Here is a 22,911-nt window from a genome sequence, read left to right as displayed (position 1 = left end):
TTTCACCGGCTCGACATTTCCCTCAGGCACTCGCCCAGGGTGGCGAGCTGTTCGCTGGTGCCGTGCTCGCGCCATTCCGGCTTTTCGTGGTCGTCGAGATAGGCGCCGTGTTCGGTGAGGGTCAACCGGGTGCCGGCCGCGGTTTCGGCGAATTCGACGGTGGTGAGCGAGACCGTCACGACGGCGTCGTCCACGCCCATCGTGGAGGTGTACACGATGCGTTCCGCCGGGACGATCTCCTGGTAGGTGGTGGTGAAGGTCATCCGCTTGCCGTCGTGTACGCCGGCGGCGATCTCGCGGCCGCCGACACGGAAGTCGAGCTCGTGTTCGGTTCCGGGCGCGCTGAACCACTCGGCCTTGCGTGCCGGTTCGGCCCATGCGCCGAAGACGGCTGCGGGAGTGACGGGATAGTCGCGTTCGAGGGTGAACGTGGAATGGACCAGGGAATGTGTGGTCGTCATGGCGACTCCTCGGGTTCGGGGGTGGTGTGCTCGGCGAGAGCTGCGCCGAGCGCGTCGAGGCGGCGTTCCCACGGGGTCTGCCGCGCGTGCAACCAATCCTCGGCGGGACGCAGCGCATCGGGTACCAGATGGCAGGTGCGCACGCGGCCGACCTTCTCCGACCGCACCAGCCCGGCATCCTGCAGCACCTGGAGATGCTGCACGACGGCCGCCAGGCTCATCTCCAGCGGCTCGGCCAGGGCGCTGACCGCCGCCGGTCCCCGGCCGAGCCGCTCGAGCAGATATCTGCGGGTGGGATCGGTGAGCGCCCGGAAGATCAGATCCAGCCGCTCGGTTTGGTTAAGCACCTACTTAAGTGTAGAAGCCTCGCCCTAATAGTCAAGTGGTTGCTTAACTGTTCTCCTGAGCGCGTGCGATCTCGAACGGCAGCCGGTCGAAGATGAAGCGGCTGGCCGTGATTCGGCCGTCGACGACGGTAACCAGTTCCGCCGCAGGGGCGCTCGGTACCGGGAGGGTCGCGGTGTCGTAGCAGACCAGGGCGGTGGTCTCGTCCCCGAAGGCGGCGAACATCGTTGCGCCGGTGAGGATTCGAGTGAAGGGTTCCATGAAGTCGCGATAGGCGGCCGCGCCTTCGATGCGGCCGGCGGGGGCATCGCAGACGATGTCGTCGGCGACATAGGTCATCGCTCGATCGAGGTCCTTTCCCGTCCAGGCTTCGAAATAAGCGAGGGCCACCCGGGCCGCGGGGCTGTGGTTTCCGATCATGTCGTCCTCTTCTCCGGTCGATGGAACCGTCCACCGATATGGACACCGGCCGGGCGGGGAACGGACCGGTTGTCGGTGCCCGATGTGACGATGGGGCGATGCCGGAGTCGTCGATCGCCCCGGGCGTGGATGAGCAGACCTTTCGCGAGCTCACCGAGCCCTATCGGGCCGAGTTGCGCACCCACTGCTATCGGATGCTCGGGTCGATGTACGACGCCGAGGACGCGTTGCAGGAGACGCTACTCGCGGCGTGGCGCGGTATGGCCGACTTCGAGCAGCGGTCGTCGGTGCGCACCTGGCTCTACCGGATCGCGACGAATCGGTGCCTCAATTTTCGCCGGGCCGCACTGCGCCGGCCGGTCGCGCCGTTGCCCTTCGAGGCGCCGGAGCCGACCCGTCACGGGGAGGTGAGCTGGTTGCAGCCGTGTCCGGACGCGCTGCTGGATCCGCAGCAGGTACTGACGGCACGCGCGTCCGTCGAGTTGGCGTTCATCGCCCTGCTGCAACAACTTCCACCGCGCCAGGCCGCCGTGCTCGTCCTGCGTGACGTGCTCGGGTTCAGCGCGGCGGAGGTGGCAGACCTGCTGGGGTCGACTCCTGTCGCCGTGAAGGCGGCATTGCAGCGGGCTCGTGAACGCCTGTCTCGCCACGAGGGCAGGCACCCGGAGCCGGGGTCGCCCACGGAGCGAGGGCTCAGCGAGCGTTTCGCGCGGGCTTTCGAGGCTGCGGATGTGGGCGCCGTGGTCGAGCTGCTCACTGACGAGGCGTGGCTGACCATGCCGCCGTGGCCGCACGAGTATCACGGCCGGGTGGCGATCGGCGAGTTCCTTCGCGGTATTCCGGCATTTCGGGATCGTGCGGAGATTCGGCTGCAATCGGTGCGGGCCAACGCGCACCCCGCATTCGGTTGCTATTCCCGCCGGGCGGACGGACTCTTTCGGGCGACCGGACTTCTGGTGACGACGTACGGCCCGGACGGTATTTCCGCGCTCGCTCATTTCCCGCCCGCCGAGAACTTCCCGCGCTTCGGCCTTCCGCTCGCGCTGCCGCCGCGTGGAACGACTATTTCCTGATGGAATCGTGGCCGAAATAAAACCGAGAAATTTCCTTCAAACTCTTCCGTTGTCGAGGTGTTATCGACTATCCTCCGTTTCGGCAAACCATCCGCGACAGGAGGAGCGCAGTCGTTGCACCGGCGCTCCGACCATATAGACAACTTCCGGCTAACGCGCGGTCAGTCGGAGGTGTAAGCGAAGGGCCCGATCCATGACGAGGGAATCGGGCCCTTCGGTATTGTCTGGCGCAATGTCACAGGAAACGAACGCGGGTAGGATGTACGCCGGACAGCCCGTAGAAGACCGGCAGCGGCAGCGACGTGCGCGTTTTCTGGAATCTGGTCTGACAGTGTTCGCCAGAGACGGGTATGCCAATAGCTCGGTCGGAGCCATTTGCAAAGACGCCGGACTTTCCTCGCGTCAGTTCTACGAGGAGTTCACCGGTCGCGAATCGTTGCTGCTGGAACTCTACGAACAGATCGACCGGGAATCCCGGGACGCGGTCGTGGCCGCACTGGACGCGCATGCCGATGCGAGTGCCATCGAGATCATCGACGCGGGGGTGCGCGCCTATATCGAGTCCATCGGGCGCGATCCGCGCAGGGCCCGCGTCGCGCTGGTCGAGGTGGTCGGCGCCGGGCCGAAGGTGGAGAAGTTCCGGCTGGAGTTGCGTCGCGCCTGGGGTGCGCTGCTGGCCGGAGCGGCCGAGGATGCGGCGCTGCAGGGCGAGATCCCCAGCGGCGACTACGAAACCCGCATGCTCGCCATCATCGGTGCGGTGAACTACGTGGTCGACGAGTGGAGCGGTTCGGAGCCGCGCCGGCCCCTCGACGAGGTGATCAAGGTGCTGCGCCGGGTCATCATGGGTGCGGTCAGCGCCTGACCGACGAAGCGTCGTGCCGCCGAACGCGATTCGCCTTAGCATCGATAGGTGCATGTTTCGCCGGGGGGCGGGCAGTCCCCGACATTCGTCGTCTGCGGAGACAACCCGCTCGTCCACCAGCTGGCCCTGCAGCTGACCACCCGGTTCGCCGATGCCACCGTGACCGCGGTACTGCCGAACCGCAACGGCAGCTACGTTCCCCAACTGGAGAAGTTGGCGCGGGTGCGGATCCTGTGCGCCGAGCGCCTGGACGAGACCGTTCTGCGGGCGGCCGGGGTGGAGCGGGCCCGAGCGCTGGCCCTGGTGGATCAGGCGGACGTGGAGAACTTCCACGCCGCGCTGCGCGCCCACGAACTCAATCCGCGGATCCGGCTGGTGATCCGAATGTTCAACACCGGCTTGGGTTTTCGTATCCGCCGGTTGTTCTCCGACTGTGTGGTGTTGTCGATCTCGGAGATGGCCGCCCCGTCGTTCATCGCCGCGGCCCTCGGCGAGAAGGCGCAGGACTATCTGCGCCTGGGGGAACGCACCCTGTACGTTGCCGCGGCCGGTGACGCGCCGCCGGATCGGGTGGTGGCCGGGCTGGTCGGCGGACCGGGCGCGATCGCGCTGCGCTCGCCGCACGCACCGGCGGACCGGGTGCTGGCGCTGGCCGGGCGGGTGCCGTATTCGCCCGGGGCGCGGCGCCGCTGGCTGAACCAGCTGCGCTATCTGGTCCGCCACGATCTGATCCGGCTGCTGCTGGTGATGCTCATCATCATCGCGGCCGTGTGCGTCATCATGGTGCTGATAGGGAACAGTTGGGGCACAGCAGTATACGAAACGCTGCTGGATTCGGCGGGTGCGGCGCAGCCGGAGCCCGCTCGCGAGCCGCTGTTCAAGATCCTGCAACTGGGGGTGGTCTTCACCGGGCTGGCGATGACGCCGGTAATCACCGCGCTCGTGGTGGGTGGTGTGTTGCGGGCGCAGCTGTCGGAATATTCGATCGATCCCTCGCGGATGGAAAACCACGTCGTGGTCGCGGGATTGGGCAATGTCGGAATGCGCGTGGTGGAACAGTTGCGCGACCTCGGCGTGCCGGTGGTGGGGCTGGACTACGACGAGAACGCGCGCGGAATCGCGCTGGCGCGCAGTCTGGGAGTGCCGGTGGTCATCGGCCAGGCCACCTGGGAGGACACGCTGCGCGCGGTGGGTGTGCCGAAGGCGCGGGCGCTGGTCCTGCTGACCTCCAGTGACGCGGTGAATCTGGAGGCCGCGATGCTCGGTCAGTCCTACCGTGACGACCTGCGGGTGGTGCTGCGCGTCTCCGACGACGACCTGGCCGACCGGGTCCAGCGCAGTCTCGGGAAGGCGGTGGTGCGCAGCGTCTTCCAATTGGCCGCGCACGGCTTCGCCGCGGCCGTGGTGGAGCGGCGAGTGATCGCCACCCTGACGATCAACCAGGCCACCCTGCTGGTCGCGGAGGTACCGGTGGAGCCCGGATCGGCGCTGATCGGGTTGCGGATCGCCGACCTCGGATCGGCGGAGCACACCCGGGTGATCGCGGTGCAGCCGGCGGTCGGGGACGCGCCGGAATGGCAGCCTCCGGCGCAGACGGTGCTCGTCGCGGGCAATCAGCTGGTGGTGGTGGCGACCCGGCGGGGCCTCGATGAGCTGCTGGAGCGCAGTTGTGCGCCCGCCGTGGACGAAACGGCACAGGAGGCCATCGCTGCGGCGGAAGGGCTGGTCGCCGACGCGGCTGAGGAACTGGCCGCCGGTGCGACGGAACCTCTTGCCGCCGACGGTAGGGCGGAGGAGTCGACCGCCGACGTGGATGCCCAGCGTGATGGCGACGGACGAGCCGCGGACCCGGCAGACCGGGAGACCGGACAACGATGTGCGGACGGGTCGGCCGAGCCGGATGCGGTGGGCTCCTGAGTGTCGTGAACCGATGTGGCGGGAGTTCGAGCCTCGCCCGCGCTCACCTGGGCACGCGTCGCGGTAGCGTGCGCGTATGGAGACGATTCCGATCCAGATGCCGGACGGGTCGACGGTGCCGGTGCGGTTCGTTGCCGCGAGCGGTCCGCACCGGCATGCCATCACCGCGGATGCGCCGCGGCCGGTCATCGTGATCATTCCGGGATTGGGTGTGCCGGGCGAGTACTACGGGGATTTCGCGCGCGAGCTGGCGCGGCGCGGATTCGATGCGGCGATCGGGGAGTTGCGGGGTAACGGTGACAGCCGGCCGAAGCCGAGCCCGTCGAGTACCTACGGCTACCACGAGCTGGTCTCGGTCGATTTTCCGGCGATCTTCCAGGCCGTTCGCACCCGCTTCCCGGACAGCACGCCGATGCTGCTCGGGCACAGTATGGGTGGTCAGCTCGGGGTCATGTACGCCGCGCGGATCCGCGGCCGGCTGGGCGGGCTGATCCTCATCGCCTCCGGCACTCCCTACTACCGCGGTTACGGCGGGATCGCCCGCTCCGCGATGCTCGTCGGACCGGCCGCGATCTCACTGACCGCGAATCTCGCCGGCTTCTGGCCGGGGGATCGAATCACCGCCGGGGGCTTCGGCCGGCAGTCCAAGGTGCTGATCTCCGATTGGGCGCGGCTGGCCCGCACCGGCCGGTTCATGCCGGTCGGCGCCGATATCGACTACGACGAGCGAATCGCGCGACTCACCCTGCCGGTCCTCTCGATCACCATGAGCGGCGACGATCTCACACCCCGCAGTTCGGCCGCACATCTGCTGGAGAAACTTCCCGAGGCGCGCGTGAGCACCTGGCACGAGCCGAAACGGTTGGGGCACAACGGCTGGATCATCGATCCGGACGCGACCGTGGACCGCATCGAGAAGTGGGTGCGCGACCTGTAGCCGAATGCGGCCGATTCCCGTCCCACGAGTGCTTCAATGGACGAATGCGCAGGTGGGCCGTCCGCCGATACCGATGCTCAGGCCGTCGTCTCGCGTCGGCTCGACAACGGGCGCGGCGGGAGTGACGACGCGAGCGGGCGCCGCCTCCGGATCCACACTCGTCTTGGCGGTGCTGGGCTCCGGCCAATTCTTGATGACCCTCGACAGTTCGGTCATGAACGTCTCGATGGCGACGGTCGCCCACGACGTCGGCACGACGATCACCGGAATCCAAACCGCCATCACGCTGTACACGCTGGTGATGGCATCGCTGATGGTCACCGGCGGCAAGGTCGGGACGATTCTCGGGCGGCGGCGGGCATTCGGTGTGGGACTGGTCGTCTACGGCGCGGGCTCGCTGGTCACCGGTTTGGCGCCGAACCTGGCGGTGCTGCTGCTGGGCTGGTCACTGTTGGAGGGCATCGGGGCCGCGCTGATCATGCCGGCGATCGTGTCGCTGGTGGCGGCGAACTTCGGCCGCGAACGCCGCGCCGCCGCATACGGACTCGTGGCCGCGGCGGGTGCGATGGCCGTGGCGGTGGGCCCGCTCCTGGGCGGGGCGGTGACGACCTTCGCGTCCTGGCGGTACGTGTTCTTCGGCGAGGTCGTGGTCGTGGTGGCGATTCTGCTGGTGCTGCGCCGGGTGGCGGACGTGCCCGCGCAGCGGGTGCACTTGGACCTTCTGGGTTCGGTGCTGTCGGTCGTCGGGCTGGGTGCCGTCGTCTTCGGCGTGCTGCGGTCCAGTGAATGGGGATGGATTCGCCCGCGTCCCGGCGGTACCGAGATCGCGGGTTTGTCGCCGGTGATCTGGTTGATCCTGGCGGGCCTGCTGGTGCTGTACGCGTTCCTGCGGTGGCAGAACCGGCTGGTGCGATCGGGCGGGGAGCCGCTGGTCGATCCCCGCTTGTTCGGCAATCGCCGGCTCGGGGGCGGATTGGCGATGTTCTTCGCGCAGTTCGCGATTCAGGCCGGAGTGTTCTTCTCGGTTCCACTGTTCCTGTCGGTGGTGCTGGAGCTGAGTGCGCTCGAGACCGGAGTGCGCATCCTTCCGCTGTCGATCGCGCTCGTCGCCGCCGCCGCGGGAATTCCCAAAGTAGCGCCGCGGGCGAATCCGCGGCGGGTGGTGCGCCTGGGTCTGGGGTCGATGATCATCGGAATCTTGTTGCTGGCCGGCGGTATGGATCCCGGAGCGAATGCCGCGGTGGTGTCGGTACCGATGTTGTTCATGGGACTGGGCCTGGGGGCGCTGTCCTCGCAGCTGGGCGCGATAACGGTGTCGGCGGTGCCGGATTCGCAGAGCGCGGAGGTCGGCGGCTTGCAGAACACCGCGACGAACCTCGGCGCCTCGCTCGGCACCGCGCTGATCGGCTCCATCCTCATCGCCACGCTGACCTCGTCGGTGATCGGCGGGATCGAGAACAATCCCGCGGTCCCGCCCTCGGTCGCGCAGCGGGCCGGGACCGAACTGGCCGACGGCGTGCCGTTCCTGTCCAATACCCAGCTGCGGCAGTCGCTCGACGCGGCCGGGGTCGACGCGTCGACCGCCGACGCGGTGGTCGCGGTCAACTCCGACGCCCGCCTGCTGGCATTGCAGGTGGCCTTCGCGGTGACGGCGATGCTGGCCGTGGTCGCCTTGTTCTTCACCGGCCGGCTACCGCGGCGGGCCGTCGGCTCCGATCCGGACACCGGCACCGTGGCCGGCGAACGGACCGGAGCCGAGTAGTCGCTACCGGGCGGCCAGGTTGCCCCGGTCGACGCTGCCGGGGCCGGCACTACCTGTGCCGGAACCGTTGTGACCGAGCGCGCGGGCCTTCAGCTGGGCGAATTCGGTCTCGTCGATCGTGCCGGAGTCGTAGAGGGCTTTGGCGTCGGCGATCTGCTCCGCGGGCGACTTGCCCGCCACCTGACGGATGTAGTCGTCGGCCGCCTGCTTGGCTTCCGCATGGGCGTGCTGGGCTCGCTCGGCCATGCCCTTTCCGCGCACGACCAGATAGACCAGAGCCGTGATATAGGGGAATATCACCAAGCCGATCACCCATGCGGCCTTGGCGATGCCGGAGACCGTGTGATCGCGAAACAGATCGGTCAGGATCTGGAACAGGATGATGAGGTAGGCCACGAAGGCGAACACCAGAATCGTGTACCAGACGAAGTCCCAGAACGTATCCATGATGTGTGTGCTCCTCTCGAGAACCTGCTACCGAACCGCGGTGGTCGGCGAGGTGGCCGAATCGGTGAGTCGCTGACGGGCGAGCCGTTCGACGAGTTCCGGTAGGGCCGGGACCGGTGATCCGCGCAGGTCTCGGAGGGCGCTCGCGACAGTGATCGCGATGGTCCGGCGCGGCAGTCGAGCGCCGAATTCGGCAATGAGCCGATCTACGGTGTCCGCCGGCCCGACCGCTGTCGGTGTGCGCATTGCGAATCCTGTCGTTCTCGGTCCCCGAACCGAGAATGGCAGTGCGGTGGATCACACTCCAGAGCCCAAAGGCCCTGGTCGCTGTGGGCCTTTGGTCATCTGTTCCGAGAGAAGGACGCGCCGGTCAGGCGGTGGTGCGCCGCTCGATCAGCATCTGGGTGAAGAACTCGTAGATCAGCGCGGATTGGAAGGCCATCTGCTTGTTGTCGGCCGCGCCACCGTGACCGCCCTCGATGTTCTCGTGGTACCAGACGGTGCGCCCCTGGGATTCCAGCAGCGCCGCCATCTTCCGGGCGTGGCCGGGGTGGACCCGGTCGTCGCGGGTGGAGGTGGTGAGCAGGATCGGCGGGTAGGGGCGCGCCGGGTCGGCCGCCATCGCCCGCTGATAGGGCGAATACCTGCTGATGTACTCCCACTCCTCGGGCTTGTCGGGGTCGCCGTATTCGGCGATCCAGGACGCGCCCGCCAGCAGCAGGTGGTAGCGCTTCATATCCAGCAGCGGCACCTGGCAGACGATGGCGCCGAACAGTTCCGGATAGCGGGTCAGCATCACGCCCATCAGCAGTCCGCCGTTGCTGCCGCCGACCGCGCCGAGTTGTCCCGCCGTCGTGATGTCCCGCGCGACGAGGTCTTTCGCGACCGAGGAGAAATCCTCGTAGACCTTGTAGCGGTTCGCCTTCTGCACCTGGGTGTGCCATTCGGGCCCGTACTCCCCGCCGCCGCGGATGTTGGCCATCACCCAGGTGCCGCCGCGTTCGAGCCAGCCCATACCGGAGGCGCCGCTGTAACCGGGGGTCCGGGAGACCTCGAAGCCGCCGTAGCCGGAGACGACGGTCGGGCCGGGCGTGCCCCGATGGTCGCGGTGGCGAATCACGAAGTACGGCACCATGGTTCCGTCGTCGGAGCGCGCGAAGAACTGTTCGGTGTCGATCCCCTCGGCGTCGAAATACGCCGGTTCCCGCTTGAGGGCCACCGCCGGGCCGCCCACCGAACCGGCCAGCAGTGTCGCCGGGGTGGTGAAACCGCTTGTGGTGAGCATGAATTCGTCACCGCTCTCCAGCGGATCCAGATTCATGACATTGGTGGTCGCCATCGGCGGGGTGTCGGCGAGCGGTTCGCGGGTCCAGCCCGCGCCAGCGGTCGTCGCCGAGGCGGGCGTCAGCACGTACAGCTTGGTCTGCACGTCCTCCAGCGTGATCAGCAGCAGGTGGTTCTCGGTCCAGCCGTAGCCGTGCAGTGAGGTGTGCGCGTCGGGTTCGAAGACCACCTCGAAATCTCGTGCGCCGTCGAAGAATTCATTGATATCGATGGTCAGCAGAGCGCCCGCGGGATAGCTGCGGCCCGCTACCTCCCACGGTGATTTCAACTGCACCAGCAGCCAATCCTTGTACCAGGATTCGGACGCGTCGGTGGGTACGTCGATATGCCGCAGTGTGCCGTCGCGGTCCAGCAGATAGACCGATTCGTTGAAGAAGTCGGTGGCGCGGGCGACGTAGTGGCGTTCGTATCCCGGCGTGCGGTCGTAGCCCGCCGACACCATCACATCGCCCGGCTCACCCTCGAAGACGGTGTCCGCCTCCGCCAGCGGGGTCCCGCGGCGCCAGCGCTTGGCCACACGCGGATATCCGGAGTCGGTGAGTGTGCCGGGGCCGAAATCGGTTCCGACGTACACGGTGTCGGCATCGATCCAGCGCACCTGCGATTTGGCCTCGGGCAGGTGGAAGCCGCCCGCCGCCGCCGGGCGGAATTGCCGTGTGGTCAGATCGAATTCGCGCACCACCTTGGCGTCCGCGCCGCCACGGGACAGGCTGATCAGGGCCAGTTCCTGGTCCGGGCGCAACACCGCCGCCCCGCCCCAGACCCAGTTCTCGTCCTCGGCGACGGCCAGGGCGTCCAGGTCGACGAGTACATCCCAGGCCGGATCGTCGCCGCGGTATTCGTCGAAGGTGGTCCGGCGCCACAGCCCGCGGGGATGTTCGGCGTCGCGCCAGAAGTTGTAGAGCCAGCGTCCGCGGCGGGTCGGGTACGGGATGCGGGTGTCGGTGTCGAGCATGGCGAGGATGCGATGGTCGAGGGCGTCGAACCGATCGGAGGTGGCGAAGCGTTCGATCACCACCTCGTTGTGGGCTCGTGCCCAGGACAGGGCACGTTCGCCGGTGACATCCTCGAGCCACAGGTACGGATCGGTTGTTTGCTCGGCGCCGCTCATAGGTCACATTCTGGCCTACCGGCCGGTCCGCCGAGGGGTGAGAGGTGCATCGCGCCGTGTCGGTCGCCCGCGCGGCCGGCGACTCCGTACAGTTGCTGGACGCCCCGGGAAGGCCGGAAGGAGGACTGCGGTGGCACATTCGCTCTGGGAGCAGCACTGCTGCCTGCCGATCCTCCCGTCCGCCGATATCACCGAACTGACGCGCTACCCGGCCGGGTCGTATCTGTCGGTGAATGTGGGATATTCACTGCATTCGATCGAGGATGCGCTGGCGATGCTGCATCTGTTGCGCCGGAATGCGCTGGCGGACGGGCGTTTCCGGCTCGTCGAGTCCGTGGGCGACATCGAGGTGGTATCCGGTTGCGAGGGTCGCATCGCGCTGGCCTTCGATCTCGAGGATTCGCGGCCGCTGGACGGCGATCCGGACAATATCGCGCTGTTCCACTCGCTCGGCGTGCGTTCGCTGCTGCCGACCTACAACCACGCCAACGCGGCCGGCGGGGGATGCCTGGATCCGGACGATCGCGGACTGACGTCGTACGGCCGCACGATCATCCGCACACTGGGTGAGGTCGGGATGTTCGCCGACGGTTCACACTGTTCGCGGCGCACGGGCCTGGACATCGCGGAGGTCGTGGGCGGGCCGATGATCTACAGCCACTCCAATTTCGCCGCGCTGTGGCCGCATCCGCGCAATATCGGCGACGACCAGGCGCGTGCGTGCGCGGCGACCGGTGGGGTGATCGGAATCAACGGGGTCGGAATCTTTCTGGGCCGCAACCGCGTCGAGGGACGGGCCGCGCGCATCGAGGCGATGGCGGACCACATCGCCTACGGGGCCGATCTCGTCGGTGTCGAGCACATCGGGATCGGTTCGGACTTCTCGTTCGACGGGGACCAGTTCAACGCGGAGATCGCGGCCGCGCCGGAGAACTTCTCGGAGGACTACACGCGGTGGGGTCCACTGCACTGGGTGCCGCCGGAGGATCTGCTGGGACTGCCGCCACACCTGGGGACGGATGTGGACAACCCGGACGCCCGGCCCCGCATCGCCGGACTGGACGAAGTCCTGGCCCGCCGGGGTTTCACCGACTCCGAACGCGCGGCGATCTTCCACGGCAATTTCGCCCGTGCCGCACGGGAGGTCTGGACGTAGACGCGCGCTGTGGCCGCCCTCTCACCCCTGCGGGGGATGGATGAGTGAGCTTTCGGCAACAGCGCTAGGCTCGTTCCCGTGACTTCCCACTACGATGTCGTCGTTCTCGGCGCTGGTCCCGGCGGTTACGTCGCCGCGATCCGTGCCGCTCAACTCGGCCTGCGAACAGCGATCGTCGAGCAGAAATACTGGGGTGGCGTGTGCCTGAACGTCGGGTGCATTCCGTCCAAGGCACTGCTGCGCAACGCGGAGCTGGCCCATATCTTCACCAAGGAAGCGAAGACCTTCGGTATCTCCGGACAGGCGAGCTTCGACTTCGGTGCCGCCTTCGATCGAAGTCGTAAGGTCGCGGACGGCCGGGTCAAGGGCGTCCACTTCCTGATGAAGAAGAACAAGATCGACGAGTTCGACGGGAAGGGCACCTTCACCGACGCGAACACGCTCTCCGTCGAGCTGAGCAGTGGCGGCACCGAAACCGTCACCTTCGACAACGTCATCATCGCCACCGGCACCGAGACCAAGCTGCTGCCGGGCACCTCGCTGTCGCAGAACGTGGTCACCTACGAGGAGCAGATCCTGACCCGGGATCTGCCCGGGTCGATCCTGATCGTCGGTGCGGGCGCGATCGGCATGGAGTTCGGATACGTCCTCAAGAACTACGGCGTGGACGTGCGGATCGTGGAGTTCCTCGACCGCGCGCTGCCGAACGAGGACGCCGACGTCTCCAAGGAGATCACCAAGGCGTACAAGAAGCTCGGCATCACCATCACCACCGGTGCCTCGGTGCAATCCATCGAGGACAACGGTTCCAAGGTCACCGTGTCGATCAAGGACAACAAGTCCGGTTCGGTCGAGACGGTCACCGTCGACAAGGTGCTGCAGGCCGTCGGTTTCGCGCCCCGGGTCAAGGGCTACGGCCTGGAGAACACCGGTGTGCAGCTGACCGAGCGCGGCGCCATCGCGATCGACGACTACATGCGCACCAACGTGCCGCACATCTACGCCATCGGCGATGTCACCGCGAAACTGCAGCTGGCCCACGTGGCCGAGGCGCAGGGTGTGGTCGCGGCCGAGACGATCGGCGGTGCGGAGACGCTGCCGCTGGGCGACTACCGGATGATGCCGCGCGCGACGTTCTGCCAGCCGCAGGTCGCCAGCTTCGGCCTCACCGAACAGCAGGCCCGCGACGAGGGATACGACGTGAAGGTCGCGACCTTCCCGTTCACCGCGAACGGCAAGGCGCACGGCCTGGGTGACCCGACCGGTTTCGTGAAGCTGGTCGCCGACGCGAAGTACGGCGAGCTGCTCGGCGGCCACCTCATCGGTCCCGATGTGTCGGAGCTGCTGCCCGAGCTGACGCTGGCCCAGAAGTGGGACCTCACCGTCAACGAACTCGCGCGCAACGTGCACACTCACCCGACGTTGAGCGAGGCGCTGCAGGAAGCGTTCCACGGTCTCGCGGGACACATGATCAACTTCTGATCTCGGCGTTCACGGCCCGGTATCAGCGAATTCGGCTGGTACCGGGCCGTTTTCGTGGGGATAGGGTGAACTGATCGTGCAAACCTCGACGGTTTTCGCGGAATCCCCCATTTTCGCGCAGGTTTGCACGATCGGTTCACCGCGGCGGCGCGCCCGATCACTCGCGGTGGTAGGTGTCCTGCGCCGAGAGGATGGTGTCGATGTTGTCCTCGAGGATCGCGATCAGTCCGTACAGCTGATCGGCTACCTGTGCGCCCAGGTCGGTGAGGGTGTATTCGACGCGTGGTGGGATGGTCTGCTGGACTTCGCGGTGGATCATGCCGTCGCGTTCCAGGGCCTGCAGGGTTTGCGACAGCATGCGTTCGCTGATGCCGTCGACGCGGCGGCGCAGCGCGCTGAAACGGTAGGGACCTTCGCGCAGCGCGACCAGGGCGAGTGCGCCCCAGCGGCTCGCGACATTCTGCAGCACCGGCCGGGACCGGCAGTTGCGCGCGAAGACGTCGGCTTCCAGGGTCGGATCGGCGTCGTCCGCCGATCGCAGTTGCCGGGTCGTCATGGTCTCGATGCTACCCATCGCTGTAGTAGTGACTTTCTCGTCTGCGGTTCGGGAATATCAGGTACTAACTAATAGTTAGTGCAGGATGTTCCGTACATCAGATCTGGAGGTTGGGTTATGACCGTCGCCGTCACCGGGGCAAGTGGGCAGTTGGGCCGTCTCGTCGTCGAGGCGCTGTTGAACAGGAATGCGGGGGCTGTCGTCGCAGTGGTCCGGGACCCGGCCAAGGTCGCCGATCTGGCCGAGCGCGGTGTGCAGGTGCGGCAGGCCGCTTATGACGATCCGGAAGCGCTCGATCGCGCCCTCACGGATGTGGATCGGGTATTGCTGGTGTCGGGCAACGAATTCGGTGCGCGGGTCGACCAGCACACCAATGTCGTGCGCGCCGCCGAGCGGGCGGGGGTGCAACTGCTGGCCTACACCAGCATTCCGCGTGCCGAGGAGAATCCGATGATTCTCGCGCAGGAGCATCGCGGCACCGAAGAGGTGATCGCGAAATCGGCTGTGCCGCATGTATTGCTGCGCAACAGCTGGTACTGGGAGAACTATCTGAACGGTCTGGACGCGACCCTCGAATCGGGCGTGCTGTACGGCTCGGCCGGCGACGGACGGGTCGCCGCGGCCGCGCGGGCCGACTATGCCGAGGCCGCCGCGGTGGTGCTGACCACCGACGGTCACGCCGGGCAGGTCTATGAGCTCGGTGGCGATGAGCACCTGTCGCTCACCGATGTGGCGCAGGTGATCTCGACCGCGTCCGGGAAGCCGGTGCGGTATCAGGATCTGCCACAGGACGAATACCTGGCGGGACTGGAAAAGGCCGGGATCCCCGGTGATTTCGCGCGAGTGCTGGCCGATTCCGATACCGGACTGCGTGCGGGGTGGCTGGATGTGACCAGTGGCGATCTGCGGAAACTGATCGGCCGGCCGTCGACTCCGGCGGCCGAAGTGTTGGGGCGCGCTCTCGCTGTGTGAGCGGATGCGGGGCCGGTTCGGCTGTCGAATCGAGTTCCGTTGGTCCCGAACGGTGCCCGGCGTCGAGACGACGGGCACCGGGCGAATCAGGATTCGGTGCTGTTCGCGTCGTAGGTGCTCGGGTCGCCCACCCACTGGACCAGTTGGATCACGATGCCGTTCGGATCGACCGCCTGGAAGTAGCGCTCACCCCACGGCTCGGTCTCGATGGGGGTCGCGATCTCGATACCTTCGGCCCGAACGCGCTCGTATTCGGCGTCGATGTCGTCGACGGTGAACACGACCAGCAAGCCCTGCCCCGCGTCGCCGGCGATGCGTGCCGGTTTGAAGGTCGGCAATCCGGTGCGCAGGAAGATCACGGTGAACCCGGCATCGGGACGGCCCAGGGAGACGAATCCGTCGGCGGACATCTCGACCGCGAAGCCGAAATGTTCGCTGAGGAACGTCGCCGAGGCCTCCGGATCGGCAACATTGAGTGAGACGGCGGATGAGGTGATATTCACGGTCCTCCTCGGGTGGGCGACGAGAGTCGAATAGCGGAGACCGCCAGGCTAGGCAGGGGCGATGATCTCGACGCTCGGGAAGTACGTTCGATAGCGAGCGGCGTCGCGGGTGAGAATACGGAGGCCGGCCACCGCGGCATGTGCCCCGATGTAGAAATCCGGTAAGGGACTTCGCTTTTCGCCGCCTCGGCGGCGGTAGGCGACGAAAGCACGCGAGGCGAGGAACCCGGCCTCGTACGGGAGGGCCAGGCGGTCGAGCTCCGATTCGGGCAGCGCGTCGTCGAGTTCCTTCCGGTTCAGTGGTCGGTCTGGATGCGCAGGGTGGTGATGGTGCTGGCCAGACCTTCGTATTGGTTTGCCAGCAGCACGATTTCGATGAGGCGCTTCTCGTCGTAGTGCTGCGCCAGGGCCGACCAGGTGGCGTCGTCGACGTCGCGAGTGGTGACCAGCTGGTCGACCGCGGTGAGCAGCGCGCGCTCCTTGTCCGGCCAGCCTTCGGCGTCGGGGCCGGTGCGCAGACGCGCCAGAATGTCCTTGGTGACACCGGCGCGTTTACCGAGGCGGATGTGGTGGTCGGTCTCGTATTCGCAGTTCCGTAGATGCGCCACGCGCAGGATGACCAGTTCGGTCTCGTAGCGCGAGAGTTTTCCGCCGGGCATCAACCGGCCGGAGAAATGCAGCCAGCCGCGGAACAGGCCGCCGGTGCGGCCGAGCGTGCTGAACAGGTGGGCGTCGTCGGTGCCCGCCGCGCGGGAAAGCACCTGCCAGACAACCCAATTCACCGGGCCCAGTTCGCGCAGGCGGCCGGGTGCGATTCGTGGCTCCGTCGACACCATGCCCCACGCTAACAAAAAGCGCGTACCGGCGGGCGGTCCGCCGTCAGCGCAGGACGTACGGCGAGATCGAGCTGCGGTGTTCGCTGATGTCCAAGGATTTACCCAGCGGCGGGAACGCGCGCTGCGGGCAGTTGGCGCGTTCGCAGACCCGGCAACCGGCGCCGATCGGGGTGGCCTGGGGTTCGTTGAGGTCCAGGCCGTCGGCGTAGACCACGCGTCCGGCGTGCCGCAATTCGCAGCCGAGGCCGATGGCGAAGGTTTTGCTGGGTTGTCCGTAGCGGGTGGCGCGCCGCTCCACCGTGCGCGCGATCCACAGGTATTTGCGGCCGTCGGGCATCTGGGCGATCTGGGTCATGATCCGGCCGGGATAGGCGAAGGTCTCGTACACATTCCACAGCGGGCAGGTTCCGCCCGCGGAGGAGAAGTGGAATCCGGTGGCGGACTGGCGTTTCGACATATTTCCCGCACGATCCACGCGCACGAACGAGAAGGGCACCCCGCGCAGTTTGGGCCGCTGCAGGGTGGAGAGCCGATGGCAGATCGTTTCGTAGCTCTGCGCGAAGAAGGCCGACAGCCGCTCGATGTCGTAGCGGAAGTCCTCGGCGACCTCGTGGAAATGTGAATAGGGCAGCACCGTGGCGGCGGCGAAGTAGTTGGCGAGGCCGAGTTTCGCGAGCGTGCGGGTGTCCTCGGAGGCGAAATTGCCTTCTTCGACCAATTTGTCGATCAGATCACCGCATTCCAGGTACGCCAGTTCCGTGGCGAGTTTGAAGACACGCTGACCGCCGGACAGATGCGGGGCGATCTCGAGCTTGCGGGCCTCGGGGTCGTAGCGGTGCAGCACACCGTCGCCCAGGTCGATCCGCTCGACGATCTGCACGCCGTAACCGGTGGTGAGCCGGCGGGTGAGCTCACGCCGCAGATCACCGCCGTGTAAGCGCATGCGGGTCGCCAATTCCTCTGCGGCGGTGTCCAATTCGTGAATGTAGTTCTGACGCTGATAGAAGAAGTCGCGCACCTCCTCGTGCGGGCGGGAGATGGCACCGGACCCACTGCCGTCGGAGAAGCGGTCCTCGGTGGCCGCGGCCAGCTGTGCGGTGGTGTTGCGGTAGCGGCGGTGCATGTTCACCAGCGCCCGGGCCAGGCTGGGATGGGCCGACACCATATCGGCGATCTCCTGCGCGTCGGCCTCGATCCCGAGTTCGGTGTCCATCACCACCTCTTGCAGCTCGGCGATCAGGCGAGTGTCGTCCTGGGAGGCGAAAAAACTGGTGTCTACGCCGAACACCTCACTGATCCGCAGCAGGACCGGTACGGTGAGCGGACGCACGTCGTGTTCGATCTGGTTGAGGTAGCTCGCCGAGATCTCCAGCTTCTTGGCGAGCGAGATCTGGCTGAGCCCTCGTTCGGTGCGCAGCTGTCGCAGTCGCGCCCCGACGTAAGTCTTGGCCATATGCCCAGACTATGGACCTTTCGCAAAGCTGCCAATGGAGAATTAGCAGTGGACTCGAGCGATATGTCACACCGAGCGGCTACCGTCGACTCCGTGCTGCTTTCGGATGTGGTCGCGGCGTCGGATTCGGTGCGGGCATCCGCGTCGCGCAAGGTCAAGATCGCGGGTCTGGCCGAATTGCTGAGCCGGGCCGAATCGGGTGAATTGATGCCGGTCGTCGCATGGATTTCCGGTGAGCTACCGCAGGGCAGGCTGGGGGCGGGCTGGCGGACGGTCGCCGGGATCGAGGTGGAGCCCGCGCCCGAATCGACGCTCACCGTGGCCGCGGTCGACCAGGCACTGACGGAATTGGCGGCGGTGGCCGGCGCGGGATCGGTCGCGCGGCGGCGGGAACTGCTCACCGTCCTGCTCGCACGGGCGACGGATGCCGAACGCGCGTTCCTGATTCGCCTGCTGACCGGTGAGCTGCGCCAGGGCGCGCTCACCGCGATCGTCGCGGAGGCGGTGGCCGAGGCGGCCGACGTGCCGGCCGAGCTGGTGCGCCGGGCCTACATGCTCTCCGGGCGTCTGCCGGTGACCGCCGTCGCGGCCATCTCCGGCGGCGCGGCGGCGCTGTCGGAATTCCGGCTGGAGGTCGGCCGTCCGATCCAGCCGATGCTGGCCTCGCCGGGGGCCACCCTCGACGATGTGCTCGGTGAATTCGCGGGCGATGTGAGCGTGGAGCACAAACTCGACGGTGCGCGGATCCAGGTGCACCGCCAGGGTTCTCGGGTCTGGGTGTTCACGCGGACGCTGCGCGACATCACCTCCGGCGTACCGGAACTGGTGCAGCTGGTCTCCGAATTGCCGTGTGACAGTGTGGTTCTGGACGGCGAGACGCTGGCGCTCACCGATTCCGGCCGCCCGCGCCCGTTTCAGGAGACGATGAGCCGGTTCGCCGCCGACCCGGCTTCGGAGGAGCCGCGGCTGACGGTGAAGTCGAGCAGGGAATTGCTGCTGCATCCGTACTTCTTCGACTGCCTGCACCTGGACGGCCGGGATCTGCTCGATGCCCCGCTGCGCGAGCGCCGGGTGGCGTTGGCGAAAGTGGCGGGTGCGCAGATGATTCCGGCGCTGATCGATCCGGAGCCCGAGGCCGTCGCCGAATATTTCGACGGTGCGCTGGCCGCGGGGCACGAGGGCATCATGATCAAATCGCTGTCCGCGCCGTATGCGGCCGGCCGCCGCGGACGGGCGTGGCAGAAGATCAAACCGGCGCACACCCTGGACCTGGTGGTGCTCGGCGCCGAATGGGGATACGGCCGCCGCACCGGATATCTGTCGAACCTGCACTTGGGCGCACGCGATCCGCACGGAGGCGATCCGATCATGGTCGGCAAGACCTTCAAGGGACTCACCGACGCCCTGCTGCAGTGGCAGACGGCGGAATTCCCGCGACACGAACGCGCTCGCGACGGCCACACCGTTTATCTGTGGCCGGAATTGGTTGTCGAGATCGCCCTGGACGGGGTGCAGACCAGTTCGCGTTATCCCGGCGGCGTGGCACTGCGGTTCGCGCGGGTGGTGCGCTATCGGCCGGACAAGGAGCCCGCACAGGCCGACACCATCGATGCCGTGCGCGCATTGATGCCCGCCGGACCGCCGGCCGCGGCGACCGTCTGAGGAACTACCCGGTCCGGCGCCGACGTGCGGAAACAACCGCCCTGTGACTTTGCCAGCCGGTTCACAGGAACATCCGGGGGTATCTCGAGGATGTCGGCGCAGGATCGGTGTGTCGGGTCGCCCCGATGCGGATCGACTGCCCTGATCCGCTCATCCCCAGCCATCGGCGGCGTCGGTTCCCTCGCCCGCGCCGCCGTTCGGCCGGTGGTTCAGTCCTCGTCGCGGTGACCGCTGAGATCGGGCAACCGGCACAGGCCCGCGGTTACCTCACCGGCCAGATGGTCGTAGGCCACCGCCAATTCCGACAGTCGCCGCCAGGCATCGTGGATCACCCGGTCGGGTTCGTGCGTCAGCGTCAGATAGGCCAGTGCGGAGAACTGGGCGAGCCGGTCGATCACCGTGCCGACCGTTTCGGTGTGCATACGTGCGCCGCCGTGCGCCCGGGGTAATTCGGTGGCGACCCAGCGATCGATATCGGAAACCAGCTGTGCCCGATCGCGATCGATGTCCAGGGTCGGCCCAGGCGCGGCGGACAGTCTCTGCTCGTGCAATTCGCTGAGGCGGCACGCGCATTTCAGCACGGGATGACCGTCATAGGTCAGACCCCGGCAGGCCTCCAGCAGAAGGTGTTTGGGTGGGAGCGATTCCACGACGGTAATACTCCACGCCCAATGTTTCTGATTGGCATCGCTGGGCGCGGTGGGACCGGCCGAATGTCGATGGGTCTCAGTGTGTTCCGCTGTCCAGGTCGGCCACGGTGGAGATCCGGGTGTCGAGCATGCCGTCGAAGGCATCGAGAACCGGGACGTGCAGGTAGGCGCTCTGCAATCGGGTGCGGTGCGGACGCGCGTGCGGACCACTGATCTCGCGGCGTGCGCGGCGCAGGTCGGCGAGCCCCGGCCCGACGCCGGCCTCGGCGAAGGCGGCTTCGACGCTGCCGTGCTCACCCGGCTCCAAAGACGTTGCGTCTACGGTGAAGCCGAGGCGCGCACTCTCGTCGGGGAGCATCTCCGCCGTGTGTCCCTCCGTACTGGTCAAGCCCAGGGCGAAGTAGTCGTCGCCGAGAGCGCGGTGCAGATAGTGCCCCATCGGAAATCCGGCCAGATGTTGCCCGTCGAACGAGACCGGCTCCTTCTGGATATGGGCGTTGTGGGCGGCCAGGACGATGCGGGTCCCGGGTTCGCGGCGGCGCAGGTGCCACAGGACCGAGTCGGCCATGTAGCTGTCGCGTGCGGAGGTGTCGGCGGTGAGCCCGGCGTCGGCGAAAAGGTCTGCCATGGCGCCGAATCCGTAATCGGCGTGGCAGGCCGCCTCGAGACGGTGCCGCGCGATGTCGTAGCCGCGCCGGTCGCTACGCGACACGTACAGCGATTCGACGGCTCGGAAGCGGATCAGCAGGCGAGCCAGGATCGCAGTGAGGGTGTCGCGATCGGAAGCCGGGAGACGCGACCATGCCGGCGCGGCCGAGGCCGCGGAGGCGCCGGCGAAGGATTCGGCGATCCGCATCGCCGTCTCGACCGTCGGCAGAATCTGCGGATCGACCTCACGCAGGTAGTCGGCGACCGGGCCCAGCGCGGGGAGCAGGGATCCGCCGGCGGCCGGGATGTCGATGCCCGCGAAGCGCACCGGCGTGGCGGCGGTGCGGTTGTGCCGTCGGATCCAGCGCAACGGCGCGCCGACTCCGACCGGGACCGTCCCGGCCAGCCGGGCCGCCAACTCGTCGTCGGTCCCCGCGCCCTGCGCCCAGTCGTCGAGGAGTAAGCCCTCACTGAAGCCGAATTCGAAGGCCAGGACCGTGAAGCCGCAGCGTTCGACCAGAAAGCGCAGCATGCGCTGCCGCATCTGCTGGAACTCGGTGATGAAGTGGGAGTTCTCGCCGATCGCGACCACCCGGGCCGCCCCGATGATCGCGCGCAGCGGTTCCAGGTCGTCGAGCGGACCGTCGGGGTCGAGGTGCGTCAGTGGTACGGCGTGGTCGCGCAGCCAGTCGGTGAGCGAGACGGTGGTGGATGCTTCGGGCATACGGTTACTCGATTCGGGAGGGCTGTGCGGGCGCCGCCTTCTCCAGGTCGTCGACGGTGCCGGACATGATCGTGCGGACGTGTGCGTCGATGTGCTCCAGCGGCCAGTCCCACCAGGCGAGGGCAAGCAGACGGTCGATATCCGCCGCGCTGTAGCGGTGCCGGATGACCCGGGCCGGATTGCCGCCGACGATGCCGTAGTCGGGCACGTCGGAGGTCACCACGGAACCGGCGCCGACGATGGCGCCGTGGCCGATGCGCACGCCGGGCAGCACCGTTGCGCCGTAGCCGATCCAGACGTCGTTGCCGACCACCGTGTCGCCGCGGTTGGGCAGTTCCATGAGGAGATCGACGTGCCGGGACCAGGCGCCACCCATGGTGGGGAACGGGAAGGTCGACGGCCCGTCCATGCGATGGTTGGCGCCGTTCATGATGAACCGCACGCCGGTGGCCAGAGCGCAGAACTTGCCGATGATCAGCTTCTCCGGACCGTAGTGGTACAGGACGTTGCGGGTTTCGAACGTGGTGGGGTCGTCCGGATCGTCGTAGTAGGAGTATTCGCCGACCTCGATCAGCGGCGAGGCGACAAGGGGTTTCAGCAGGACGACTCGCGGCTGTCCCGGCATCGGATGCAGCGTGGTCGGGTCCGTGACGGGGAGTTGGCCGGGCATGCGAAAACCCTTCTGTCCGTGGCTGATCGGAAAGTGCGAAAGTCGCGACCGCCGCATTAATGCGACGAATGTTGCTTTAGGATGATGGCACACTCCATCCCGCCGAGCAACCGGATGAACGACGATGAACTCTGCAGCGAACGAGCCCGCGGCCGCCCGGCAGCCCACCTCACGACCGGGCGGACGCACCGCTCGCATCCGCGAGCACGTGCTGGCCGCGGTGCAGGCGGAATTGACCGAGCACGGATACGACGCGCTGACCGTGGATACGGTGGCGGCGCGCGCGGGCGTGCACCGCACCACGGTGTATCGGCGCTGGCGCGATGTCGGTGGCCTGATCGCCGACGTCTTCGCCGCCGCGAGCGATCTGGACTGGCAGCCGCGCGACACCGGCTCGCTGACAGGCGATCTCACCGAACTCAACCGGGAGATCCAGGATTCACTCACCGAGGAATCGTCGATCGCCTCGGCGCTGATCGCGGTGTCCTTCCGCTCCGAGGACGCGGCGCGGGCGCTGCGGCAGCTGTGGGAGGACCGTTACGCGCAATGCGACATCGTCGTCGAACGGGCGATCCGCCGCGGTGAGATCCCCGCCGAAACCGATACGCGCGCAGTCCTTGTCGCGGCGACCGCACCGCTGTACCACCAGCTGGTGTTGTTGCGGATTCCGGCCGATCCGGACGGGCCGCGCCGGGCGGCCACCGCGGCGGTGCTGGCGGCGCGGGCGGGTGCGTTCGCCGCGGGGTAGGGATTACGCGTCGCGGCCGTCGACCGCGCACCCGTGGGGTGCGCGGTCACGCGCTCAGCCCAGGTCCGCCGCGGCGGATTCGTTGCCGGACAGGCTGATTCCGAGATTCGCGGCGGTGCGGTCGATGTCGTCGTCGTCCTGCTGCAATTCGATCGCGGAACCGTCGGCA

24 protein-coding genes are annotated in these 22,911 nt (G+C 67.3%); 10 read left to right on the top strand and 14 right to left on the bottom strand.

Features of this window, described 5'->3' with window-relative positions; translation table 11 throughout:
- Positions 1-2 precede the first annotated feature (2 nt).
- The 3 genes from IRT45_RS33575 to IRT45_RS33565 are packed head-to-tail and all read right to left on the bottom strand — an operon-like array spanning position 3 to position 1,226.
- Positions 3-461, bottom strand: a complete 459-nt coding sequence (locus IRT45_RS33575) for an SRPBCC family protein (RefSeq protein ID WP_194809815.1) — start codon at positions 459-461, stop codon at positions 3-5.
- Positions 458-808 carry a helix-turn-helix transcriptional regulator gene (locus tag IRT45_RS33570; RefSeq protein ID WP_106958264.1) on the bottom strand — a complete coding sequence of 117 codons (351 nt, stop codon included), beginning with the start codon at positions 806-808 and terminating at the stop codon, positions 458-460. Before IRT45_RS33570 ends, IRT45_RS33575 begins: the two co-directional genes overlap by 4 nt.
- Before the next feature lie 43 nt (positions 809-851).
- Complete coding sequence (locus IRT45_RS33565) at positions 852-1,226, bottom strand: nuclear transport factor 2 family protein (RefSeq protein WP_194809814.1); 375 nt, start codon at positions 1,224-1,226, stop codon at positions 852-854.
- Between the two features lie 98 nt (positions 1,227-1,324).
- On the opposite strand from IRT45_RS33565, the gene IRT45_RS33560 reads away from it, so the two are divergent.
- From IRT45_RS33560 to IRT45_RS33545, 4 genes are all read left to right on the top strand, one after another.
- Positions 1,325-2,299, top strand: a complete 975-nt coding sequence (locus IRT45_RS33560) for an RNA polymerase subunit sigma-70 (RefSeq protein ID WP_194809813.1) — start codon at positions 1,325-1,327, stop codon at positions 2,297-2,299.
- A gap of 193 nt (positions 2,300-2,492) precedes the next feature.
- The gene (locus tag IRT45_RS33555) at positions 2,493-3,164 is read left to right on the top strand and encodes a TetR/AcrR family transcriptional regulator (protein WP_309241270.1); all 672 of its coding nucleotides are present in this window, start codon (positions 2,493-2,495) and stop codon (positions 3,162-3,164) included.
- Between the two features lie 48 nt (positions 3,165-3,212).
- Entirely contained in the window at positions 3,213-5,081 is a 1,869-nt protein-coding gene (locus tag IRT45_RS37905) for an NAD-binding protein (protein WP_194809812.1), read from the top strand.
- A 76-nt stretch (positions 5,082-5,157) separates the two neighbouring features.
- On the top strand, positions 5,158-6,018 hold the full coding sequence (locus IRT45_RS33545; RefSeq protein ID WP_194809811.1) for an alpha/beta fold hydrolase: 861 nt from the start codon (positions 5,158-5,160) through the stop codon (positions 6,016-6,018).
- A gap of 33 nt (positions 6,019-6,051) precedes the next feature.
- On the opposite strand, the gene IRT45_RS37345 is transcribed toward IRT45_RS33545, so the two are convergent.
- A complete protein-coding gene (locus IRT45_RS37345) occupies positions 6,052-6,234 on the bottom strand; it encodes a hypothetical protein (RefSeq protein ID WP_228535815.1) in 183 nt (60 codons plus the stop codon).
- On the opposite strand from IRT45_RS37345, the gene IRT45_RS33540 reads away from it, so the two are divergent.
- Positions 6,212-7,780: an MFS transporter gene (locus tag IRT45_RS33540; protein WP_228535813.1), complete on the top strand. Its 1,569-nt coding sequence runs from the start codon at positions 6,212-6,214 to the stop codon at positions 7,778-7,780. The two genes, IRT45_RS37345 and IRT45_RS33540, sit on opposite strands and share 23 nt — an antisense overlap.
- A gap of 3 nt (positions 7,781-7,783) precedes the next feature.
- Here the strand turns inward: IRT45_RS33540 and IRT45_RS33535 are convergent, their stop codons facing one another.
- From IRT45_RS33535 to IRT45_RS33525, 3 genes are all read right to left on the bottom strand, one after another.
- A complete protein-coding gene (locus IRT45_RS33535) occupies positions 7,784-8,227 on the bottom strand; it encodes an SHOCT domain-containing protein (RefSeq protein WP_194809809.1) in 444 nt (147 codons plus the stop codon).
- Positions 8,228-8,254: 27 nt separating this feature from the next.
- Positions 8,255-8,473: a three-helix bundle dimerization domain-containing protein gene (locus IRT45_RS33530; RefSeq protein WP_194809808.1), complete on the bottom strand. Its 219-nt coding sequence runs from the start codon at positions 8,471-8,473 to the stop codon at positions 8,255-8,257.
- A gap of 124 nt (positions 8,474-8,597) precedes the next feature.
- Positions 8,598-10,682 carry a prolyl oligopeptidase family protein gene (locus IRT45_RS33525; protein ID WP_194809807.1) on the bottom strand — a complete coding sequence of 695 codons (2,085 nt, stop codon included), beginning with the start codon at positions 10,680-10,682 and terminating at the stop codon, positions 8,598-8,600.
- Positions 10,683-10,812: 130 nt separating this feature from the next.
- On the opposite strand from IRT45_RS33525, the gene IRT45_RS33520 reads away from it, so the two are divergent.
- Together IRT45_RS33520 and lpdA are read left to right on the top strand one after the other, a co-directional pair.
- Positions 10,813-11,838 carry a dipeptidase gene (locus IRT45_RS33520; RefSeq protein ID WP_194809806.1) on the top strand — a complete coding sequence of 342 codons (1,026 nt, stop codon included), beginning with the start codon at positions 10,813-10,815 and terminating at the stop codon, positions 11,836-11,838.
- 78 nt (positions 11,839-11,916) lie between these two features.
- A complete protein-coding gene (gene lpdA, locus IRT45_RS33515; RefSeq protein ID WP_194809805.1) occupies positions 11,917-13,320 on the top strand; it encodes a dihydrolipoyl dehydrogenase in 1,404 nt (467 codons plus the stop codon).
- Between the two features lie 157 nt (positions 13,321-13,477).
- Here the strand turns inward: lpdA and IRT45_RS33510 are convergent, their stop codons facing one another.
- Complete coding sequence (locus IRT45_RS33510; RefSeq protein ID WP_194809804.1) at positions 13,478-13,876, bottom strand: helix-turn-helix domain-containing protein; 399 nt, start codon at positions 13,874-13,876, stop codon at positions 13,478-13,480.
- A gap of 117 nt (positions 13,877-13,993) precedes the next feature.
- Here IRT45_RS33510 and IRT45_RS33505 point away from each other — a divergent pair, with 117 nt between their 5' ends.
- Positions 13,994-14,848: an SDR family oxidoreductase gene (locus IRT45_RS33505; protein ID WP_194809803.1), complete on the top strand. Its 855-nt coding sequence runs from the start codon at positions 13,994-13,996 to the stop codon at positions 14,846-14,848.
- 86 nt (positions 14,849-14,934) lie between these two features.
- Here the strand turns inward: IRT45_RS33505 and IRT45_RS33500 are convergent, their stop codons facing one another.
- The 3 genes from IRT45_RS33500 to ramB all read right to left on the bottom strand — a co-directional run bounded on the left by IRT45_RS33500 (position 14,935) and on the right by ramB (position 17,640).
- Entirely contained in the window at positions 14,935-15,351 is a 417-nt protein-coding gene (locus tag IRT45_RS33500; protein WP_194809802.1) for a VOC family protein, read from the bottom strand.
- A gap of 296 nt (positions 15,352-15,647) precedes the next feature.
- On the bottom strand, positions 15,648-16,187 hold the full coding sequence (locus IRT45_RS33495) for a carboxymuconolactone decarboxylase family protein (protein WP_094026138.1): 540 nt from the start codon (positions 16,185-16,187) through the stop codon (positions 15,648-15,650).
- Between the two features lie 43 nt (positions 16,188-16,230).
- The gene (gene ramB / locus IRT45_RS33490) at positions 16,231-17,640 is read right to left on the bottom strand and encodes an acetate metabolism transcriptional regulator RamB (protein ID WP_063002744.1); all 1,410 of its coding nucleotides are present in this window, start codon (positions 17,638-17,640) and stop codon (positions 16,231-16,233) included.
- Between the two features lie 93 nt (positions 17,641-17,733).
- Here ramB and IRT45_RS33485 point away from each other — a divergent pair, with 93 nt between their 5' ends.
- Complete coding sequence (locus tag IRT45_RS33485; protein ID WP_194809801.1) at positions 17,734-19,302, top strand: ATP-dependent DNA ligase; 1,569 nt, start codon at positions 17,734-17,736, stop codon at positions 19,300-19,302.
- Between the two features lie 209 nt (positions 19,303-19,511).
- Here the strand turns inward: IRT45_RS33485 and IRT45_RS33480 are convergent, their stop codons facing one another.
- The 3 genes from IRT45_RS33480 to IRT45_RS33470 form a co-directional block, all read right to left on the bottom strand.
- Positions 19,512-19,952, bottom strand: coding sequence for a DUF4254 domain-containing protein (locus IRT45_RS33480; RefSeq protein WP_194809800.1), 441 nt, complete (start codon positions 19,950-19,952; stop codon positions 19,512-19,514).
- 76 nt (positions 19,953-20,028) lie between these two features.
- Positions 20,029-21,324, bottom strand: coding sequence for an erythromycin esterase family protein (locus IRT45_RS33475; protein ID WP_194809799.1), 1,296 nt, complete (start codon positions 21,322-21,324; stop codon positions 20,029-20,031).
- 4 nt (positions 21,325-21,328) lie between these two features.
- The gene (locus IRT45_RS33470; RefSeq protein WP_194809798.1) at positions 21,329-21,994 is read right to left on the bottom strand and encodes a CatB-related O-acetyltransferase; all 666 of its coding nucleotides are present in this window, start codon (positions 21,992-21,994) and stop codon (positions 21,329-21,331) included.
- A 124-nt stretch (positions 21,995-22,118) separates the two neighbouring features.
- Here IRT45_RS33470 and IRT45_RS33465 point away from each other — a divergent pair, with 124 nt between their 5' ends.
- Positions 22,119-22,742 carry a TetR/AcrR family transcriptional regulator gene (locus tag IRT45_RS33465; protein WP_194809797.1) on the top strand — a complete coding sequence of 208 codons (624 nt, stop codon included), beginning with the start codon at positions 22,119-22,121 and terminating at the stop codon, positions 22,740-22,742.
- Positions 22,743-22,911: the final 169 nt, after the last annotated feature.

Source organism: Nocardia sp. BSTN01, assembly GCF_015354405.1.
Classification (GTDB): domain Bacteria; phylum Actinomycetota; class Actinomycetes; order Mycobacteriales; family Mycobacteriaceae; genus Nocardia.
The sequence above is the reverse complement of the archived record's forward strand: the minus strand, read 5'-3'. Positions and strand labels throughout refer to the sequence as shown.

What these genes read in the sequence shown, in the direction of transcription:
- IRT45_RS33495 (WP_094026138.1), bottom strand. Translation starts at nt 16,187, where the DNA reads ATGGTGTCGACGGAGCCACGAATCGCACCCGGCCGCCTGCGCGAACTG.
- ramB (WP_063002744.1), bottom strand. Translation starts at nt 17,640, where the DNA reads ATGGCCAAGACTTACGTCGGGGCGCGACTGCGACAGCTGCGCACCGAA.
- IRT45_RS33540 (WP_228535813.1), top strand. Translation starts at nt 6,212, where the DNA reads ATGACCCTCGACAGTTCGGTCATGAACGTCTCGATGGCGACGGTCGCC.
- IRT45_RS33470 (WP_194809798.1), bottom strand. Translation starts at nt 21,994, where the DNA reads ATGCCCGGCCAACTCCCCGTCACGGACCCGACCACGCTGCATCCGATG.
- IRT45_RS33575 (WP_194809815.1), bottom strand. Translation starts at nt 461, where the DNA reads ATGACGACCACACATTCCCTGGTCCATTCCACGTTCACCCTCGAACGC.
- IRT45_RS33530 (WP_194809808.1), bottom strand. Translation starts at nt 8,473, where the DNA reads ATGCGCACACCGACAGCGGTCGGGCCGGCGGACACCGTAGATCGGCTC.
- IRT45_RS33555 (WP_309241270.1), top strand. Translation starts at nt 2,493, where the DNA reads ATGACGAGGGAATCGGGCCCTTCGGTATTGTCTGGCGCAATGTCACAG.
- IRT45_RS33560 (WP_194809813.1), top strand. Translation starts at nt 1,325, where the DNA reads ATGCCGGAGTCGTCGATCGCCCCGGGCGTGGATGAGCAGACCTTTCGC.
- IRT45_RS33510 (WP_194809804.1), bottom strand. Translation starts at nt 13,876, where the DNA reads ATGACGACCCGGCAACTGCGATCGGCGGACGACGCCGATCCGACCCTG.
- IRT45_RS33565 (WP_194809814.1), bottom strand. Translation starts at nt 1,226, where the DNA reads ATGATCGGAAACCACAGCCCCGCGGCCCGGGTGGCCCTCGCTTATTTC.
- IRT45_RS33475 (WP_194809799.1), bottom strand. Translation starts at nt 21,324, where the DNA reads ATGCCCGAAGCATCCACCACCGTCTCGCTCACCGACTGGCTGCGCGAC.
- IRT45_RS33465 (WP_194809797.1), top strand. Translation starts at nt 22,119, where the DNA reads ATGAACTCTGCAGCGAACGAGCCCGCGGCCGCCCGGCAGCCCACCTCA.
- IRT45_RS37345 (WP_228535815.1), bottom strand. Translation starts at nt 6,234, where the DNA reads ATGACCGAACTGTCGAGGGTCATCAAGAATTGGCCGGAGCCCAGCACC.
- IRT45_RS33505 (WP_194809803.1), top strand. Translation starts at nt 13,994, where the DNA reads ATGACCGTCGCCGTCACCGGGGCAAGTGGGCAGTTGGGCCGTCTCGTC.
- IRT45_RS33525 (WP_194809807.1), bottom strand. Translation starts at nt 10,682, where the DNA reads ATGAGCGGCGCCGAGCAAACAACCGATCCGTACCTGTGGCTCGAGGAT.
- IRT45_RS33535 (WP_194809809.1), bottom strand. Translation starts at nt 8,227, where the DNA reads ATGGATACGTTCTGGGACTTCGTCTGGTACACGATTCTGGTGTTCGCC.
- IRT45_RS33545 (WP_194809811.1), top strand. Translation starts at nt 5,158, where the DNA reads ATGGAGACGATTCCGATCCAGATGCCGGACGGGTCGACGGTGCCGGTG.